The organism is Kitasatospora sp. NPDC058190, from assembly GCF_042883685.1.
GTDB lineage: Bacteria > Actinomycetota > Actinomycetes > Streptomycetales > Streptomycetaceae > Kitasatospora.
In genome coordinates this window covers 45,996-61,126 of the sequence record NZ_JBHVVI010000013.1, presented here as the reverse complement: position 1 = coordinate 61,126, position 15,131 = coordinate 45,996, and the positions used below count along the sequence as shown (strand labels likewise).

Below are 15,131 nucleotides of genomic sequence, written 5' to 3'. Positions count from 1 at the left end.
CGCGGCCGCGACCGAAACGTGTGCCGCCCGGCGCGGGGCGCCGGCGGCCGAGCACGATGCGGAGCAGAACGTGGCACAGCCAACCGGGGAGTTCCGGCAGGAGGCCGTCCGCACCCGCGGCGGGGAGCTGGTCTCCGGTGGCCTGCTGGTCGGCGTCGGAGCCCCGGACGGCTCCGAGGCCAGGCCCTGCCCGGAGGAGTGGCGCCCCCGCCCGCGCCGGATCGAACGCAGCGAGCCCGCCCGCGGCCCGGTCGGCGGCGTCGGCCGCGCCGTCGGCCCGCTCGCCCTCGGCGCCGGGCCCACCGACCTGCCGCTGCTCGACCGCGAGGCCGACATCGCCGAACTGCTCGGCCTGCTCGCCGAGGGACGCTCGATACGCCTGGTCGGCCAGGCCGGCTCGGGCCGCAGCACCCTGCTGTCGGCCGTCGCCGAGGCCGCGGCCGACCTCGCCCCCGGCGGCGTCGTCCAGCTGTGCGGACACCGCCGCACCGCCGCCGACCTCCTCCAGGACCTCTTCGCGGCCACCCACCACGCCCCCGGCCACCGGCCCGACCCCGGCCAGCTGGCCGCCCACCTCGCCGGGATCCGCGCCGTCGTCGTGATCGACGAGGCCGAGCCGACCGGCGCCGAGCTGGAGGAGCTGCTTGCCGCCGCCCCCGGCTGCGCCTTCCTGATCTCGGTCGCCCCGGACAACCCGCCGCTGCCGGGCGACTCCCGCATGCGGGACCACGCCGTCGCCGGGCTCTCCCGCCCCGCCTGCCTCACCCTCGCCGCCCGGCTCGCCGGACGGCCCCTGGACGTGGCCGAGAAGGCCTGGGCGGTCGACCTCTGGTTCGAGTCCGAGGGCCTGCCGCTGCGCTTCGTGCAGGCCGCGGCGCTGCTGCGTCAGCGGGACGTCTCGGTGGACGCGCTGGTCGCCGCCGAGGACGACCGGCTGGACGTCTTCGGCGCGGTCGAGGAGCCCGTCCACGACCCCGACCCGGCGGTGCGCGAGAACGCGCTGCGCCGCACCGTCCCGCTGCCCTCGGTCGCCGAGAGCGCCTCGCCCGCCGTCCGGCTCGCCGAGGGCCTGAGCGAGCCCGCGCAGGCCGTGCTGCGGCTCGCCGTGGCGCTCGGTGGCGAGTGCCCCACCGCGCCCCACCTGCCCGCGCTGATCGACGTCGGCCAGGGCGAGAGCGCACTGGCCGAACTCGCCGACGCCGGGCTGGCGGTGTCCATCGGCGGGCACCACCGGCTCACCGCCGGGGCGCTGGACCTGCTCGCCCCGCACTGGCCGGCCCGCGGCTGCGTGGACGGCGCCGCCCAGCACTTCGCCTGGTGGGTCGGGCACAGCTCGGTCTCGCTGGAGCAGATCGCCGCCGAGGCCGAGGTGGTCATCGGCGTGCTGCTGGCCGACCGGAACTCCGGCCGGCACGAGGCGGTGGTTCGGCTGGCCCGGGCGGCGGCGCCCGCGCTGGCGCTGGCGCTGCGCTGGGGCGCGTGGGAGCGGGTGCTGCAGCTGGGCCTGGAGGCGGCCCGGCGCACCGGAGCGACGGTCGACCAGGCCTGGTTCCACCACGAGCTGGGCGTGTACGCGATCTGCGTCCAGCAGCCGTCCCGGGCGATCGCCGAGCTGGAGACCGCGCTCACCCTGCGAGCCTCCGCCGGGGAGCAGCGCGGGGTCGCCGCGGCGCGCCGGATGCTCGACCTGCTGCGTGCCGACGGCCGGCAGCTGCCCGCCGCCGCGGTCGCGGCGGCACCGGGCCGCGGGCCGGTGATCCGCAAGATCGCCGCCCGGGTGCCGGCCGGCCTGAAGGCCCGGGCCGGGAAGCGGCGCCGGGTGGTGGTGGCCTCCGCGGCCGTGCTCACCTTCGGGGTGCTCGGCACGGCGGTGGCGATGAGCATCACCGGGCCCGACGAGCACAAGGGGAACGACCCGCACGGGCGCTTGGACGACGTCGGCGACACCGGTAACGCGCCGATGCCGCTGCCGTCCGCCAGCAGCAGCCCGGGGACGGCCGGTACGGGCGGGACCGAGCCGGCCAGCCCGGCGGGGACGGAGACCAGCCCGGGGCCCTCGGCCAGCGGCAGCGCGTCGCACTCGCCGAGCGCCTCGCCGACCAGGAAGCCGAGCTCCTCGCCGGGGGCCACCGGGTCGGGTGCCCCGCAGCAGCCGCAGCCGCAGCAGCCCGCACCGGGGCAGCCGCAGCCGCCGGTGCAGCAGCCGGGGCAGCCGCAGCCGCCTCAGCCGCCGGGGTCGCAGTCCTCGCCGTCGGCACCGAGCCACACGGATTCGGCGTCGCCCACCAGCCCGAACACGTCACCGCCGACGACGCCACCGTCCCCATCGGCCACGGCACCGTCCGGGACGGGCTCTCCGACCCCTGCGAAGGGCTGAGCGATCAGAACAGCTTGAGCTTGTCGTCGTCGATGCCGCGCAGCTCGTCGTAGTCCAGCACCACGCAGCCGATGCCCCGGTCAGTGGCCAGGACGCGAGCCTGGGGCTTGATCTCCTGCGCGGCGAAGACGCCCTTGACCGGGGCCAACAGCGGGTCCCGGTTGAGGAGTTCGAGGTAGCGGGTGAGCTGCTCGACGCCGTCGATCTCGCCGCGGCGCTTGATCTCGACGGCCACCGTGGCGCCGTCGGCGTCGCGGCAGAGGATGTCGACCGGGCCGATCGCGGTCGGGTACTCGCGGCGGATCAGCGACCAGCCGGTGCCGAGCACCTCCATCCGGTCCGCGAGCAGCTCCTGGAGGTGTGCCTCGACGCCGTCCTTGATCAGGCCGGGGTCCACCCCGAGCTCGTGGGAGGAGTCGTGCAGCACCTCCTCCAGCGTGATGATGAGCTTCTCGCCGGCCTTGTTCTCCACCGTCCAGACCCCGTCGGCCTCCTTGAGGGCGCACGGCGGGGACATCCAGTTGAGCGGCTTGTAGGCGCGGTCGTCGGCGTGGATGCTGACGCTGCCGTCGGCCTTGACCAGGATGAGCCTGGTGGCGGAGGGCAGATGGGCGGAGAGCCGACCGGCATAGTCGACTGAGCAGCGGGCAATTACGAGACGCACGGTCGACCACGCTAGCCCACCGGGGCCAGTTGATGCGATTCCGCGACGACCGGGTGAAGAAACCGCGAACCCCGCGAACATGGAGGTTCGGCGGTCCCGCCACCGTCCGTCGTGCTCTGGCGCCCACGCCATCAGGTCGCTACGGTGTGTGACGGCACGGCTGCGGGCTTGTGTCAACGGGGATGGAGACTTCAGATGAACGATCCGACAGGATCTGGCCATTCTGGTGCACCACCGCGTATTTCCGGAGCAATCCCCAGGAACGACCAGCCTGCTCCGCCGTTGACTGCCACGCTGTTCTGACGCGGTCGGTGTCCGGGACGTCACGTCCCGTGGTGCCTCCGCCTTCGCAAACGGTGCCGGAAACGCCCGTCCCACGGTGTTCCGGACATCACCTGCGATTTCGCCCACCCTCACTGTGAGCTTGGACTACGCATGACCACCCGGGCGCCGCGCGGGTGGACCGTGAGAGGAGAATCCATGTCGCTCGACGTCTCACCGGCCCTGCTGGAGAAGGCTGAGCGGGGCGAGGTCGACGAGCGGGAATTCGTCGACTGCGTCCGCGTCTCGCTGCCGTACGCCTGGGACCTGATCAGCTCGCTGGTCGCCCAGGCGAAGGTCGACGGCACCGACTTCGCCGACAACCAGGTACCGCCGCCCAGCGAGCAGGCCCGCGGCCAGCTGCTGCGCGCCCTGGCCAGCGATGCCATCCGGGGCGCCCTGCAGCGCCACTTCGGGGTGCGGCTGGCGTTCCAGAACTGTCACCGGGTGGCGGTGTTCCTGCCGTCGGAGGCCAACGAGGCGCGCTACGGCCGCTTCACCTCCGTCCGGGAGCAGCTGCTCAACCAGTCCGAGGAGCTGCGGGACTGCTGAGCCCGGCGGTGCCGGCCGCCCCCGTCCCCCGGTGCGGGGGGAGGGGCGGCGGCCAGGCCCGGTCTCAGGCGAGCTGCGGCAGCACCTCGGAGCCGAGCCGGGCGATGTTGTGCAGGGTCGCCTCGCGGTCGCCGCTGCCCTCCGCGAGCAGGGCGAACCGCCGGACGCCGGTGCGCTCGGCGGTGGCCAGCAGCCGGTCGGCGCACTGCTTCGGGGTGCCCACCGCGTGCAGGTCGCAGAGGAGTTCGGTGTACTGGTGCGGGTCGCGCATCTTCCGCTCGCGGCCGTCCACGGTGCGGTGCGCGCCCAGCCCGTACTCGAACCAGCCGGGCATCGCGTTCAGCAGGGTGGCCCGGGCCTGCGCGGCGCGGTCGTCCACCTGGGCCACCCCGGCCGCGACGTGCTGGCGGCTGATCCGGCGCAGCTGCTCCTCGCCGCGCCCGGCGGCCAGCCAGGCGGCGCGGTAGAGCTCCAGCATCCGCAGCTTGTCGTCGTCGCCGGAGTGCATGCCGAGCAGCATCGGCAGGCCGCGCTCGGCGGCCAGTCGGACCCCGTTGGGCGAGGTGCAGGCGACCACCACGGGCGGGCCGGCCACCGGCCGTCCGGCGGCGGTGAGTTCCTCGCCGGGCCCGTCGACGTCCTGGCGCTGACGCGGGAGGCGCACCGGGCGGGAAGGCTCGTCCAGGCCGAGCCAGCTACCCAGGCCGGGGCGCCGCAGCGACTCGGTGGCCTGCGGCACCACCGGCACCTCGGGGAAGGAGAACTGCGGGCCGTCCGCGCCCACCCGGGAGCCGCGCAGCCAGCGCAGCAGCAGGTCCAGTCGCTCCGGGAAGCCGTTCTCGAAAGCGTCCACGCCGCTGCCGAAGACGTCCAGGTCGATCCACGGCCCGCCGCGGCCGACCCCGAGCGTGAAGCGCCCGCCGGAGGTGAGGTGCAGCAGCGCGGCCTGCTCGCCGAGCGCCACCGGGTGGCTGGTGGAGAGCACGCTGACGGCGGTGCCGACGCCGATCCGGCGGGTGCGGCCGAGCAGCAGCGCGGCCAGTGTCGCGGCGTTCGGGCAGACCCCGTACGGGACGAAGTGGTGCTCGGCCAGCCAGACGCTGTCCAGGCCCGCGCGTTCGGCCTCGACGGCGGCCCGGACGGTGCGCTCCAGCGCCTCGCCGTGGGTCTGCCCGGGGAACTGCGCGGACAGCAGGAAGGCGCCGACCCGGACCGGGGCGGTGTCCGGTGGCAGCGTGCCGGTGAGCTGTGCGGCGCTCAGCGGTTCGCCCGCGACGGCGGTCAGCGGCGGCACGGTGGTCAGCACCGGGCCTGGGGCGGGCGGCCGGACGCCGACGGGCCGACGGGTCTCGGCGCGGGGGCTGGTCTTGGTCATCGGGGGCCTCCTCGGGTGCACGCAGGGTCTGCGAGCCCCGCCTGTTCCCTTCGTGGGTATCCGATGTCATGTGCCAATGGCACGCGGAACCCTGAATTTCGCCGATGGTCGGGTGGATCTCGGCAAAAACGCGGGACCACCGGCCGAACCCGTGATAGAGGCCGTTCAAAGAGGTCGGGCACCACCTGGCCCGTCCCTCGGGCCCCTGCCGGGCCCGAGGGGCAGGCCATAGGCTGGAACGACTTCGAGCCCCCGGAAGAGAGGCAGTCCGCCGTGCCCCGCCGCAACCGGATCAAGATCGCCGCCCCCCGCGAGAGCGCCGAACCGACCGCCCCGCGCGGCGGATCGCTGCGCCGCACCGAGCACTACCAGGGCGAGGACTGGGTGGTCCAGACGGTCGCCGGCACCTCGGGCCGGCACTACCGCTGCCCGGGCTGCGACCAGGAGATCCCGTCCGGGGTGGGCCACGTGGTGGCCTGGCCGATGCACGGCGCCGGGGTGGACGACCGGCGGCACTGGCACCGCGCGTGCTGGGGGGCGCGTGAGCGCCGGGCCGCCAACATCCTGCGAGGCCGCGGCGCTCCGCGCTACTGACCACCCCCCGAGGTGCCGAACTCCCTCACGCGTCGCGGTTCTTGAGCACCAGTGCGCCGCCGACCAGGGCCGCGGCGGTCCAGGCCAGGCAGATCACGAAGCCCGCCCACGGTCCGTACGGCTGGCCGTTCTGCTCGTACACCAGCAGCATCCGCGAGCCCGCGTAGTCCGGGAAGTAGTGGGCCAGGGTCTTGACCTTCGGCACCGCCGAGAGGATCGGCGAGAGCAGGAAGAAGAACGGCACCAGCACGCCGAGGGCGAGCGTCTGGTTGTGCAGCATGGCGGTGACGCCGGCCGAGAACAGGCAGAGCATCGTCAGGTACAGCGCGGCGCCGAACACCGCGCGCAGCACGTGCGGCTCGCCGAGGGTGGTGGAGTGCGTGCCGAGCAGGGACTGGCCGACGAAGAAGGTGACGAAGGCGGTCACCAGCGAGACCGTCAGGGCCAGCGCGCCGAGCACCGTCGCCTTGCCGGTGAGCAGGGTGCCGCGCTGCGGGACGGCGGCCAGGGTGGCCCGGATCATGCCGCTGCTGTACTCGTTGCCGATCGCCAGCACGCCGAAGACGATGATGGCCAGCTCGCCGAGCATGATGCCGGAGAAGGCCGTCCCGGTGGCGTCGAAGGTGGCCTGCTCGTGGCGCCGGAACTCGGTGAAGTTGCTGTTGGTGAGCAGGGAGAGCAGCGCGCCGATGCCCACGGTGACCACGAAGGTCAGCACGAGGGTCCAGACGGTGGAGCGGACGCTGCGGATCTTCGTCCACTCGGAGCGCAGGATCGCCGGGAAGGACGTCATCTCAGTTCTCCTCCTGCCGCACCGCGGCGGCCGGCCGCTTGCCGTCCGCCTTCCAGCCGGCGCCCCAGGGGCCGGGCGCGCCGGCCGCGTCCCGGCCCGGGCCGTCGCCCGCGTGGTACTCCACCGCGTCCGCCGTCATCTGCATGAACGCCTCCTCCAGCGAGGCCTGCTGCGGGCTGAGCTCGTGCAGCACCACGCCGTGCGCCGCGACCAGTTCGCCGAGGTTCGCGATGTCGCCGTCGACCACCTCGTAGGAGCCGTCCGGGCCCGGCTCGTGCCGCAGGCCGGCCGCGGCCAGCACGTCGAGCAGCCGCTCGGGCTGCGGGCTGCGCATCCGTACGGCGGAGCGGGAGTTGCGCCGGATGAACTCCGGCATCGGCAGGTCGGCGAGCAGCCGGCCCTTGCCGATGACCACCAGGTGGTCGGCGGTGACGGCCATCTCGCTCATCAGGTGGGAGGAGACGAAGACCGTGCGGCCCTCTCCGGCCAGGCGCTTCATCAGGTTGCGGATCCAGAGGATGCCCTCCGGGTCCAGGCCGTTGACCGGCTCGTCGAACATGACGATCTCCGGGTCGCCGAGCAGGGCGGAGGCGATGCCCAGGCGCTGGCCCATGCCGAGCGAGAAGCCGCGGGCCCGCTTGCGGGCGACCGGGGTGAGGCCGACCAGGGCGAGCACCTCGTCCACCCGGCGCGCGGGGATCCGGTTGCTCTGGGCGAGCCAGAGCAGGTGGTCGCGGGCGGTGCGGCCGGGGTGGACGGCCTTGGCCTCCAGCAGCGCGCCGATGTACTTGAGCGGCTCGCTGAGCTGCCCGTAGTGCCTGCCGTCGATGGTGACCCGGCCGCTGGTCGGGCGGTCGAGGTCGAGGATCATGCGCATGGTGGTGGACTTGCCGGCGCCGTTGGGGCCGAGGAAGCCGGTGACCACCCCCTGGGGGACCTGGAAGCTGAGCCGGTCCACCGCGAGCGTCTTGCCGTAACGTTTCGTCAGGTCGTGCAACTCGATCATTCGCGCTCCCTTACTCCTTGTCAGGCTAGGACAAAGCGGATAACGCGGCCCGCTGAGTGGGCCCGCCGGGCGCACCGGAATACGGTGGGCGCATGAGTCAGCGAAGCGAGCGAATCAACGAGGTGGGCGCGTGAGTCAGCTCCCCTCCGCAGTGTCGGTCCGTGAGAGCGGAACCGGAACCCCTCTCGTGCTGCTGCACGCCTTTCCGTTGAACGCCTCGATGTGGTCCACCCAGCTGGACGCGCTGCCCGGCCTGACCGGGGACGAGGTCCGGGTGCTCGCCCCCGACCAGCGGGGTTTCGGCGGCACCGAACTGGGCTCCGACGAACCCTCGCTGGACCCGGTCGCCGACGACCTCGCGCTGCTGCTGGACGCGGCCGGGATCGACCGCGCGGTGGTCGGCGGGCTCTCCATGGGCGGCTACGTGGCTCTGGCCTTCGCCCGCCGCCACCCGGACCGGCTGGCCGGGCTGCTGCTGGCCAACACCCGGGCCACGGCCGACACCGACGCCGTCCGGGCCAACCGGGAGCGGATCGCCGCCGCCGTCACCGCCCGGAACAGCGTCCAGCTGCTGCTGGAGGAGAACGTGGCGGCCGGGCAGCTCGGGCCCGACTCGCAGCACCTGGTGGAGCGGGTCCAGGCGATGCTCGCCGCCGCGCCGCCGGCCTCCGTCGCCTGGGCCCAGCGGGCCATGGCGGCCCGCCCGGACTCCCTGGAGGTCCTGGCAGGGCTGCGGGTGCCGCTCTCGGTCGTCGCGGGCGCCCAGGACGCCCTGGTGGCCCCGGACGAGGCCGAACGGATGCTCCGGGCCCGCCCGGACGCGGAGCTGACCGTCGTCCCCGGGGTGGGCCACCTGAGCGCCCTGGAGGCACCCGGGGCGTTCGACGCCGCCGTCCGCCGGCTGCTCGCCCGGGTGGCCGCCGGATGACCCCTGACGCGGCGGGCTGGGACTTCTCCGCCCTGGAGGTGACCGGCCGGATGCCGGTGACCAACCGCGGCGAGGGGCTGGTCGAACTCACCCTGGAGCCGCTCGGCGAGGACTACTGGCTGCGCCCGGGGGAGACCTTCATCGTCACCTCGTACGGCGACTACGGGCCCGGGCACCCGTTCGAGGTGCAGTACTGGCCCGACTCGGTGTCGGTCTGGTGCACCTCATGGTTCGGCACCGTCTCGGACGACGAGGGCAACCAGCTCAGCAGCGGGCACCAGCGGCCCGACGGGGCCTACCCGAGGTAGTGACGACGGGAAAGCCGACAGGCCCTCACCCGGAAGGGTGAGGGCCCGTGGTGCTGCGGTCGCTCCGCACGACAGGGGCGCGTGCGGCGGGTCGTCAGCGCGACTGCTGGGCGGGCACGCCCATGGTGTCGTCGTTCGGCAGCGAGGCCGCGGCCACGGCCGCGCCGGTCAGCGTCGCCAGCATCTCGCGGACGTTGGTCAGCTGGGCGTTGATGCTGTCGCGACGGTTGGTCAGCGCCGCCAGCTCGCGCTCGGACTCGCTGCGGATGCGGTCCGCCTTGGCGTTGGCGTCCGCCACGATGTCCTCGGACTGGCGCTGGGCCGTCTCGACGGTCTGGCGGGCCCGGCGCTCGGCGTCGGTGCGCAGCTTCTCGGCCTCCAGGCGCAGCTGCTCGGCCCGGTGCTCGATCTCGGCCAGGCGCTTCTCGGCCTTGGCCTGACGGGCGGCCAGGTCACGCTCGGACTGCTCGCGGCGCTTGGCGAGGTTGGTCTCGAACTCCAGCGCGGCCTGAGCGGCCTTGGTGCGGGTCTCCTCGAAGAGGGCGTCCGCCTCCTCGCGCTTGTTCTGGGCGTCCTTGTTGGCCTCGGCGCGCAGCTGGGCGGAGTCGCTCTTGGCCTTGTCGACGATCCGCAGGCCCTCGTCCTCCGCCTTGGCCTTGCGGTCCTTGGCGTAGTTCTCGGCCTCGGTGCGGACCTGCTGGGCGGCGGCCTCGGCCAGCTCGCGGTGCTGCTCGGAGGCGCGGTGCGCCTCGTCGCGCAGGTCCTTGGCCTCCTCCTCGGCGAGCCGCAGGATCTTCTCGACCCGGGCGCCGAGGCCGGCGTAGGACGGCTCCGCATCGGCGACCGCCGCCTGGGCGGTCTGGGTCTCCAGGTGGAGCTCCTCGATGCGCTTCTCCAGCGCGCTGATCCGGGTCAAGGCACTGTCACGGTCGGCCACCAGCTTGGTGATCCGCTCGTCGACCTGGGCGCGCTCGTACCCACGGCGCACCAGGTCGAAGCCGTGAGGGGAGTGACTGTCGCTCATGGGACTCTGGGCTTCCTGTCGTCAAACCGCTGAGGTGGTTGAGGGAATCCTGACACGGTACCGGAGTGTCGACGGCGAAATGCCGTTCTCTCACGGACAATGACCGCCAATGTCCGCTCAATCGGGTGGTGCGTTCTTGGAGCGATTGCCACCCGACCGGGGGGAGCCAACTCCGGCACCGGCCTTGGCACCCCCGTCCTTCTTGCTGTTGCTTCCCCCGTTGGCCTGGGCGACCGGTGACGGCGCCTCGAAGGCCTCCAGCGCGGACAGGACGTCCTGGACCCTGGAGATCTCGGTGTTGATGTCCTTGCGGCGGCGCACCAACTCGTCCAGCTCGCGCCGGCCCTCGTCGGTGACCCGCTGGGCCTCCGCCTTCGCCTCGGCGACCAGCCGCTCGGCCTCCGCCTTCGCCAGCTCGATCTGCTCGTCGGCGGTGCGGTCGGCGTCCCGCAGCCGCTTCTCCGCCTCGGCGGCGGCGCCCTCCAGCCGCTCCTCGGCCTCGGTCTCGGCCGACTGCAGCTTGGCCTCGGCCTTCTCGATCAGCGCCTCGGCGCGGTCGGTGGAGCTGGCGAGCTTGGTCTCCGCCTCCTTGAGCAGGCCCTCGGCCTTGCGGACGGCGGAGAGCCGGACCTTGCTGGCCTCCGCGGAGGCCTCCGAGCTCAGCTCGCCGGCCCGCTCCTCGGCCGCCGCGACCAGGGCGGCGGCGCGCTCCTCGGCCTCGGCGACGGTGGCCACCGCCTGCTCCTCGGCCTCGGTCAGCTGTTCCTGGGCGGCCGTCACCAGGGCGTCCACCCGCTCGCCGGCCGACTTCATGGCCGCCGCGTTCTCCTTGCGGGCACGCTCGTGCAGTGCCTCGACCTCGGCGTCGGTGCGCTCGCGCAGCTCCTCCGCGCGCTCGCGGATGGCGGTGGCGTCCCGGCGGGCCTCGGCGAGCACCGCGTCGGCGTCGGAGCGGCCCTTCTCGACCTCGGCCTGACCGGCCGCCTCGCCGGCCGCGACCAGGCGGTCCGCCTCCTTGCGGGCGGCGGCGACCATCGCGTCCGCCTGCTCCTCGGCGGCGGCGGTGGTGGCCAGCGCGGTGGTCTGGGCGTCCTCGCCGAGCGCCTCGGCGTCCGCGAAGGCCTTCTCCAGGACGGATTTGGCCTGGTCGCGGGTGGCCTTGTCGAACTGCTCGGCGGCCTCCCGGGTCTCCGCGTCGTAGACATCGGCGCGGGCGTGGGTGGCGCTGTCGTACTCGTCGGCCAGGGCGCGGGTGGCGAGGGCGTACTCCTCGGCCTCCGCGCGCAGCCCGGCGGCCAGCTCCTCGGCGTCGGCGACCGTACGGGCGCCCTGGGCCTCGGCGTCGGCCACCGTCCGGGCGGCCTGCGCGTCGGCGTCCGCGCGCAGCTGTTCGGCGGTCTCCTGGGCGGCGCGCAGCTCGGCCTCGGCGTCGGCGCGCAGCTGCTCGTCGTAGGCCTGGGCCTCGGCGCGGCGGCGGCCCAGGTCGGCCTCGGCGGCCTCGCGCTCGGCGGCGAGCTCCAGCTCGGTCTGCTCGCGCAGAGCGGTGGTCTCGGCCTCGGTGCGGGCGCGCAGGTCTGCGGTCTCCCGGTCGGCCAGCTCGCGCTGCTCGGTGGCGTACTGGTCGGCCGCCTCACGCTGCTCGGCGGTCTCGCGCTCGGCCAGGTCGCGCTGGTCGGCGGTCTCCCGGTCGGCGAGCGCGCGGACCTCGGCGGCGTAGCCGTCGGCCGCCTCGCGCTGCTCGGTCGCGTACTCCTCGGCGGCCGTGCGCTGCTCGGTGGTCTCCCGATCGGCGAGGGCGCGGGTCTCGGCCGCGTCCCGCTCGGCCCGGTCGCGGGTCTCGGCGGCCTCCTGCTCGGCGGTGGCGCGCAGCGCGGCGATCTGCTCGGCGGCGGCCTCGTGCAGGCCGGCCACCGACTGGCGGACCTCGGCGGCCTCGTCCTCGGCGGCGGCGACCAGCTCGGCGCCCTCGGCCCGGGCGGCGGCGACCACGTCCTCGCCGTCGGCCGCGGCCTTCTCCAGGACGGCGGTGGCCTCGGCGCGGATGCCGTCGGCGGTGGCGCGGGCCTCGGACAGCTCGCGGCCCGCCTCGGCCCGGACCGTCTCGGCCTGCTCGTTGGCCAGCGCCAGTTCGGCGGCGGCCTTCTCGCGGGTGGCCTTGGCGTCCTGGGCGGCCTCGGCCCGGCGCTGCTCGGCGGCGGTACGGGCCTGTTCCAGCAGCTCGTCGGCCTCGGCACGGCGGTCGGTCGCGAACTGCTCGGCCTCGGCGCGCTGCTCACCGGCGTGCTGCTCGGCCTCGGTGCGGACGCGGTCGGCGTAGGCCTCGGCGCTCTCGCGCTGCTCGGTGGTCTCCTGCTGGGCGAGGGCGCGGAGCTCGGCGGCGGCCTGCTCGGCCTCGGCGCGCTGGGCGGCCGCGTACTGGTCGGCGCCCTCGCGCTGCTCGGCGGCGTACCGGTCGGCCGCCTCGCGCTGCCCGGTCGTCTCGGCCGCGGTGCGCTCGGCGAGCTCACCGGCGTGCTGCTCGGCCTCGGTGCGGACGCGGTCGGCGTAGGCCTCGGCGCTCTCACGCTGCTCGGTGGTCTGCTGCCGCGTCAGGGAGCGCAGCTCGGCCGTCTCGCGGTCGGCGCTCTCGCGCTGCTGGGCCGCGTACTGGTCGGCGGCCCCGCGGATCTCGGCGACGTGCTGCTCGGCCGCGGCGCGGACCTCGGCGGTCTCCTGGGCGGTGCGCTCGGTCAGCTCGGTGGCGGCCTGTTCGGCCTGCTCGCGGACGGAGCGGGCGGCGGCCAGCTGCTCGGCGGTCTCCTCGCGCTCGCGCTGCAGCCCGGTGGAGGCGGCCTCGTGCTCGCGCAGGCTCTCCTCGCGCAGCGCTTCGGCGGCGGCCTCGGCCTCGGCCCGGGTACGGGCGGCCTCGGTGTCGGCCTCGCTGCGCACCCGCTCGGCGTCGGCGACCGCGGCGCTCCGGACGGCGTTCGCCTCGGCCTGGGCGTCGGCGGTCAGTGCCTCCGCGGCGGCGCTCGCCTCGGTGCGCACCCGCTGGTCGAACTCGGCGGCGTCGCGCCGGAGTTCGGCGGTCTCGCGCTCGGCGGCGACCCGGTTCTCGGCGGCCGCGGCCTTGGCGGCGGCCAGGGCGTCCTGGCCCTGCTGCTCGGCGGCCGCGGTGATCTTCTCGGCCTCGGCGCGGGCCCGGGTCAGGGTCTGCTCGGCCCGCCCCTGGGTCTCGGCGGCCTGCTCCTGGGCCTGCTCGCGCAGCCGCTCGATCTCCCCGGCGGCGCCGGCGCGCAGCTCGTCCGCGTCGGCCTTGGCCCTGGTGAGCAGCTCCTCGGCGCTCTTCGCCGACTCCTCGATCTGCAGCACCGCCTGGCGGCGGGCCTCGCTGCGGGCGCGGTCGGCCTCGGCGGCGGCCTGGGCGCGCAGCTCCTCGGCCTCGGCCCGCAGCCGGGCCGCCTCGTCCTGCATCTGCTCGATCCGCTCGCGGATCGCGGCGGCGTCGTCCAGGGCGGCGTTCTGGGCCTGCTCGACGGCGGCCTGGGCCTGCTCGCGCAGCCGCTGCGCCTCGGCGCGGGCCTCGGCGCGGATCCGCTCGGCCTCGGCGGCGGCCTCCCCGCGGGTGACCTCGGCGTCCTGGTTGGCCTGGCCGAGCACCTCCTCGGCGGTCTTGGCGGCCTTGGCGAGGTGGACGGTGGCGTCCTTGGCGCCGGCCGCCCGGCCCGCCTCCTCGGCCTCGCCGCGCAGCCGCTGGGCGTCGGCCTCGGCCTGCGCCCGCAGCTCGGCCACGTCCCGTTCGGCCTGGGCGCGCAGCTCGGCGATCGCGGCCTCGGCCTCGGCCTTCAGCTGGGCGGCGACCGACTCGGCGGTGGCCCGCAGCCGCTCGCCCTCCTCGGCGGCGGCGGCCTTGGCGGCGTCCGCCTCGGCCTGCCGGGTGGCGGCCACGGCACGGACGGCCTCCGCCTCGGCGCGGATGGCCTCGGACTCCTTGGTGGCCTGGGCGACCAGCCGGGCGATCTCGGCCCGGGCGGTCTGCGAGCGCTGCTCGGTGGCGGCCTCGCCGTCGGCGACCTTGCGCTCGGCGGCGGCCTCGGCGTCGGCCTGGAGCTGCTCGGCGGCCTGCTCGGCCTGGGCGCGCAGCTCGGCGGCCTCCCGGCGGGTGCGCTCGGCCTCGGCGATCGCCTCGGCGCGCAGCCGCTCTATCTCGGCCTTCGCGGCGGCGAGCTGCTGCTCGGCGCGGGCCTGCTCGGCGGTGGCCTGCTCCTTGAGCCGGCCGATCTCGGCGTGGGCGACGGCCAGCTGCTGCTCGGCGGCGACATGGGCGGCGGCCAGCTCCTGCTGGGCCTGGCCGCGGGCGGCGTCCACGTCGGCGGCGGCCTGGGCACCGGCCTGCTGGGCCTGCTCGGAGGCGGCGCGCAGCAGGCGCTCGGCGTCGCTCTGGGCCCGCTGCAGGGCGGCCTCCGCGGCGGCCTGGGCCTCGCCGCGGGCGGCGTCCACATCGGCGGCGGTCTGGGCGCGGGCCTGGTCGGAGAGCGCGGCTGCCTCGGCACGGGCGGCGGCGACCATCCGCTCGGACTCGGCGCGGGCCTCCTGGAGCAGGCGTTGGGCCTCCTGCTCGGAGCCGGCCCGGGTCTGCTCGGCCCAGCCGTTGAGGTGCTGCTCGGCGGAGCGGCGCAGCTCGGCGAGCTCGTCCTCCAGCTGGCGGCGGCGGGCGGTGAGCTCGGCCTCCAGCCGGGCGGTGCGCTCGGCGGCCTCGGCCATGATCCGCTGGGTCGCGGCCTGGGAGTCGCGCAGCTGGCGCTCGGCGTCGGCGCGCAGCTGCTGGGCCTGCATCTCGGCGGTCCGGAGCATCTGCTCGGCCTGGCCGGAGACGGCGTCGAAGGCGCGCGGCTGGGCGAGCATGCGACGGGACTCGTGCAGCTTGGCCCGGAGCACCTCCACCTGGTAGGCGAGGTCCTCGGCATGCTCGACTGCCTTGTCCCGCTCCTTCCGAGTCCGACCCATCTCGGCCTCGAACTGGGAGAGGTGATCGTCAACCTCGTAGCGGTCGTTGCCCCGCACTCCGCGGTCCCATCCATCTCCTGGTCGCGTCCTCGACCCGGCCGGTTCCGGGCTCCCGTGTCCGGGGCGCCGGTCCGACTGGTCCTTGCATCCGCGGTCACCGGACGAACCCCCGCCAAGCCGGGGCCGTCCGCCGCGGTCGTCGG

11 protein-coding genes are annotated in these 15,131 nt (G+C 75.2%); 5 read left to right on the top strand and 6 right to left on the bottom strand.

Annotated elements, in window-relative coordinates; translation table 11 throughout:
- Positions 1-70: 70 nt before the first annotated feature.
- On the top strand, positions 71-2,377 hold the full coding sequence (locus tag ACFVWU_RS08645; RefSeq protein ID WP_387617170.1) for an ATP-binding protein: 2,307 nt from the start codon (positions 71-73) through the stop codon (positions 2,375-2,377).
- Between the two features lie 4 nt (positions 2,378-2,381).
- Here ACFVWU_RS08645 and nucS read toward each other — a convergent pair whose 3' ends face one another.
- Positions 2,382-3,041 (bottom strand): endonuclease NucS, encoded by a 660-nt coding sequence (gene nucS / locus ACFVWU_RS08640; RefSeq protein WP_030235828.1) that lies wholly within the window; start codon positions 3,039-3,041, stop codon positions 2,382-2,384.
- Positions 3,042-3,521: 480 nt separating this feature from the next.
- Here nucS and ACFVWU_RS08635 point away from each other — a divergent pair, with 480 nt between their 5' ends.
- On the top strand, positions 3,522-3,914 hold the full coding sequence (locus tag ACFVWU_RS08635; protein WP_380452930.1) for an SCO5389 family protein: 393 nt from the start codon (positions 3,522-3,524) through the stop codon (positions 3,912-3,914).
- A 64-nt stretch (positions 3,915-3,978) separates the two neighbouring features.
- On the opposite strand, the gene ACFVWU_RS08630 is transcribed toward ACFVWU_RS08635, so the two are convergent.
- Positions 3,979-5,289, bottom strand: coding sequence for an LLM class flavin-dependent oxidoreductase (locus tag ACFVWU_RS08630; RefSeq protein WP_387617167.1), 1,311 nt, complete (start codon positions 5,287-5,289; stop codon positions 3,979-3,981).
- A 273-nt stretch (positions 5,290-5,562) separates the two neighbouring features.
- Here ACFVWU_RS08630 and ACFVWU_RS08625 point away from each other — a divergent pair, with 273 nt between their 5' ends.
- Positions 5,563-5,883, top strand: a complete 321-nt coding sequence (locus tag ACFVWU_RS08625) for an ATP/GTP-binding protein (protein WP_387617165.1) — start codon at positions 5,563-5,565, stop codon at positions 5,881-5,883.
- 25 nt (positions 5,884-5,908) lie between these two features.
- Here the strand turns inward: ACFVWU_RS08625 and ACFVWU_RS08620 are convergent, their stop codons facing one another.
- Positions 5,909-6,676 carry an ABC transporter permease subunit gene (locus ACFVWU_RS08620; protein WP_387617163.1) on the bottom strand — a complete coding sequence of 256 codons (768 nt, stop codon included), beginning with the start codon at positions 6,674-6,676 and terminating at the stop codon, positions 5,909-5,911.
- Between the two features lies 1 nt (position 6,677).
- Complete coding sequence (locus tag ACFVWU_RS08615; RefSeq protein ID WP_387617161.1) at positions 6,678-7,682, bottom strand: ABC transporter ATP-binding protein; 1,005 nt, start codon at positions 7,680-7,682, stop codon at positions 6,678-6,680.
- 130 nt (positions 7,683-7,812) lie between these two features.
- Here ACFVWU_RS08615 and ACFVWU_RS08610 point away from each other — a divergent pair, with 130 nt between their 5' ends.
- Positions 7,813-8,610: an alpha/beta fold hydrolase gene (locus ACFVWU_RS08610; protein ID WP_387617159.1), complete on the top strand. Its 798-nt coding sequence runs from the start codon at positions 7,813-7,815 to the stop codon at positions 8,608-8,610.
- Positions 8,607-8,918 carry a hypothetical protein gene (locus tag ACFVWU_RS08605; protein ID WP_387617157.1) on the top strand — a complete coding sequence of 104 codons (312 nt, stop codon included), beginning with the start codon at positions 8,607-8,609 and terminating at the stop codon, positions 8,916-8,918. Before ACFVWU_RS08610 ends, ACFVWU_RS08605 begins: the two co-directional genes overlap by 4 nt.
- A 94-nt stretch (positions 8,919-9,012) precedes the next feature.
- On the opposite strand, the gene ACFVWU_RS08600 is transcribed toward ACFVWU_RS08605, so the two are convergent.
- The gene (locus tag ACFVWU_RS08600) at positions 9,013-9,942 is read right to left on the bottom strand and encodes a cellulose-binding protein (protein WP_387617155.1); all 930 of its coding nucleotides are present in this window, start codon (positions 9,940-9,942) and stop codon (positions 9,013-9,015) included.
- A 117-nt stretch (positions 9,943-10,059) separates the two neighbouring features.
- A complete protein-coding gene (locus tag ACFVWU_RS08595) occupies positions 10,060-14,985 on the bottom strand; it encodes a hypothetical protein (protein ID WP_387617153.1) in 4,926 nt (1,641 codons plus the stop codon).
- Between the last annotated feature and the right edge of the window lie 146 nt (positions 14,986-15,131).

Excerpts from the sequence above, each read along its gene's own strand:
- ACFVWU_RS08620 (WP_387617163.1), bottom strand. The coding sequence starts at position 6,676 with ATGACGTCCTTCCCGGCGATCCTGCGCTCCGAGTGGACGAAGATCCGC.
- ACFVWU_RS08600 (WP_387617155.1), bottom strand. The coding sequence starts at position 9,942 with ATGAGCGACAGTCACTCCCCTCACGGCTTCGACCTGGTGCGCCGTGGG.
- ACFVWU_RS08605 (WP_387617157.1), top strand. The coding sequence starts at position 8,607 with ATGACCCCTGACGCGGCGGGCTGGGACTTCTCCGCCCTGGAGGTGACC.
- ACFVWU_RS08635 (WP_380452930.1), top strand. The coding sequence starts at position 3,522 with ATGTCGCTCGACGTCTCACCGGCCCTGCTGGAGAAGGCTGAGCGGGGC.
- ACFVWU_RS08615 (WP_387617161.1), bottom strand. The coding sequence starts at position 7,682 with ATGATCGAGTTGCACGACCTGACGAAACGTTACGGCAAGACGCTCGCG.
- ACFVWU_RS08630 (WP_387617167.1), bottom strand. The coding sequence starts at position 5,289 with ATGACCAAGACCAGCCCCCGCGCCGAGACCCGTCGGCCCGTCGGCGTC.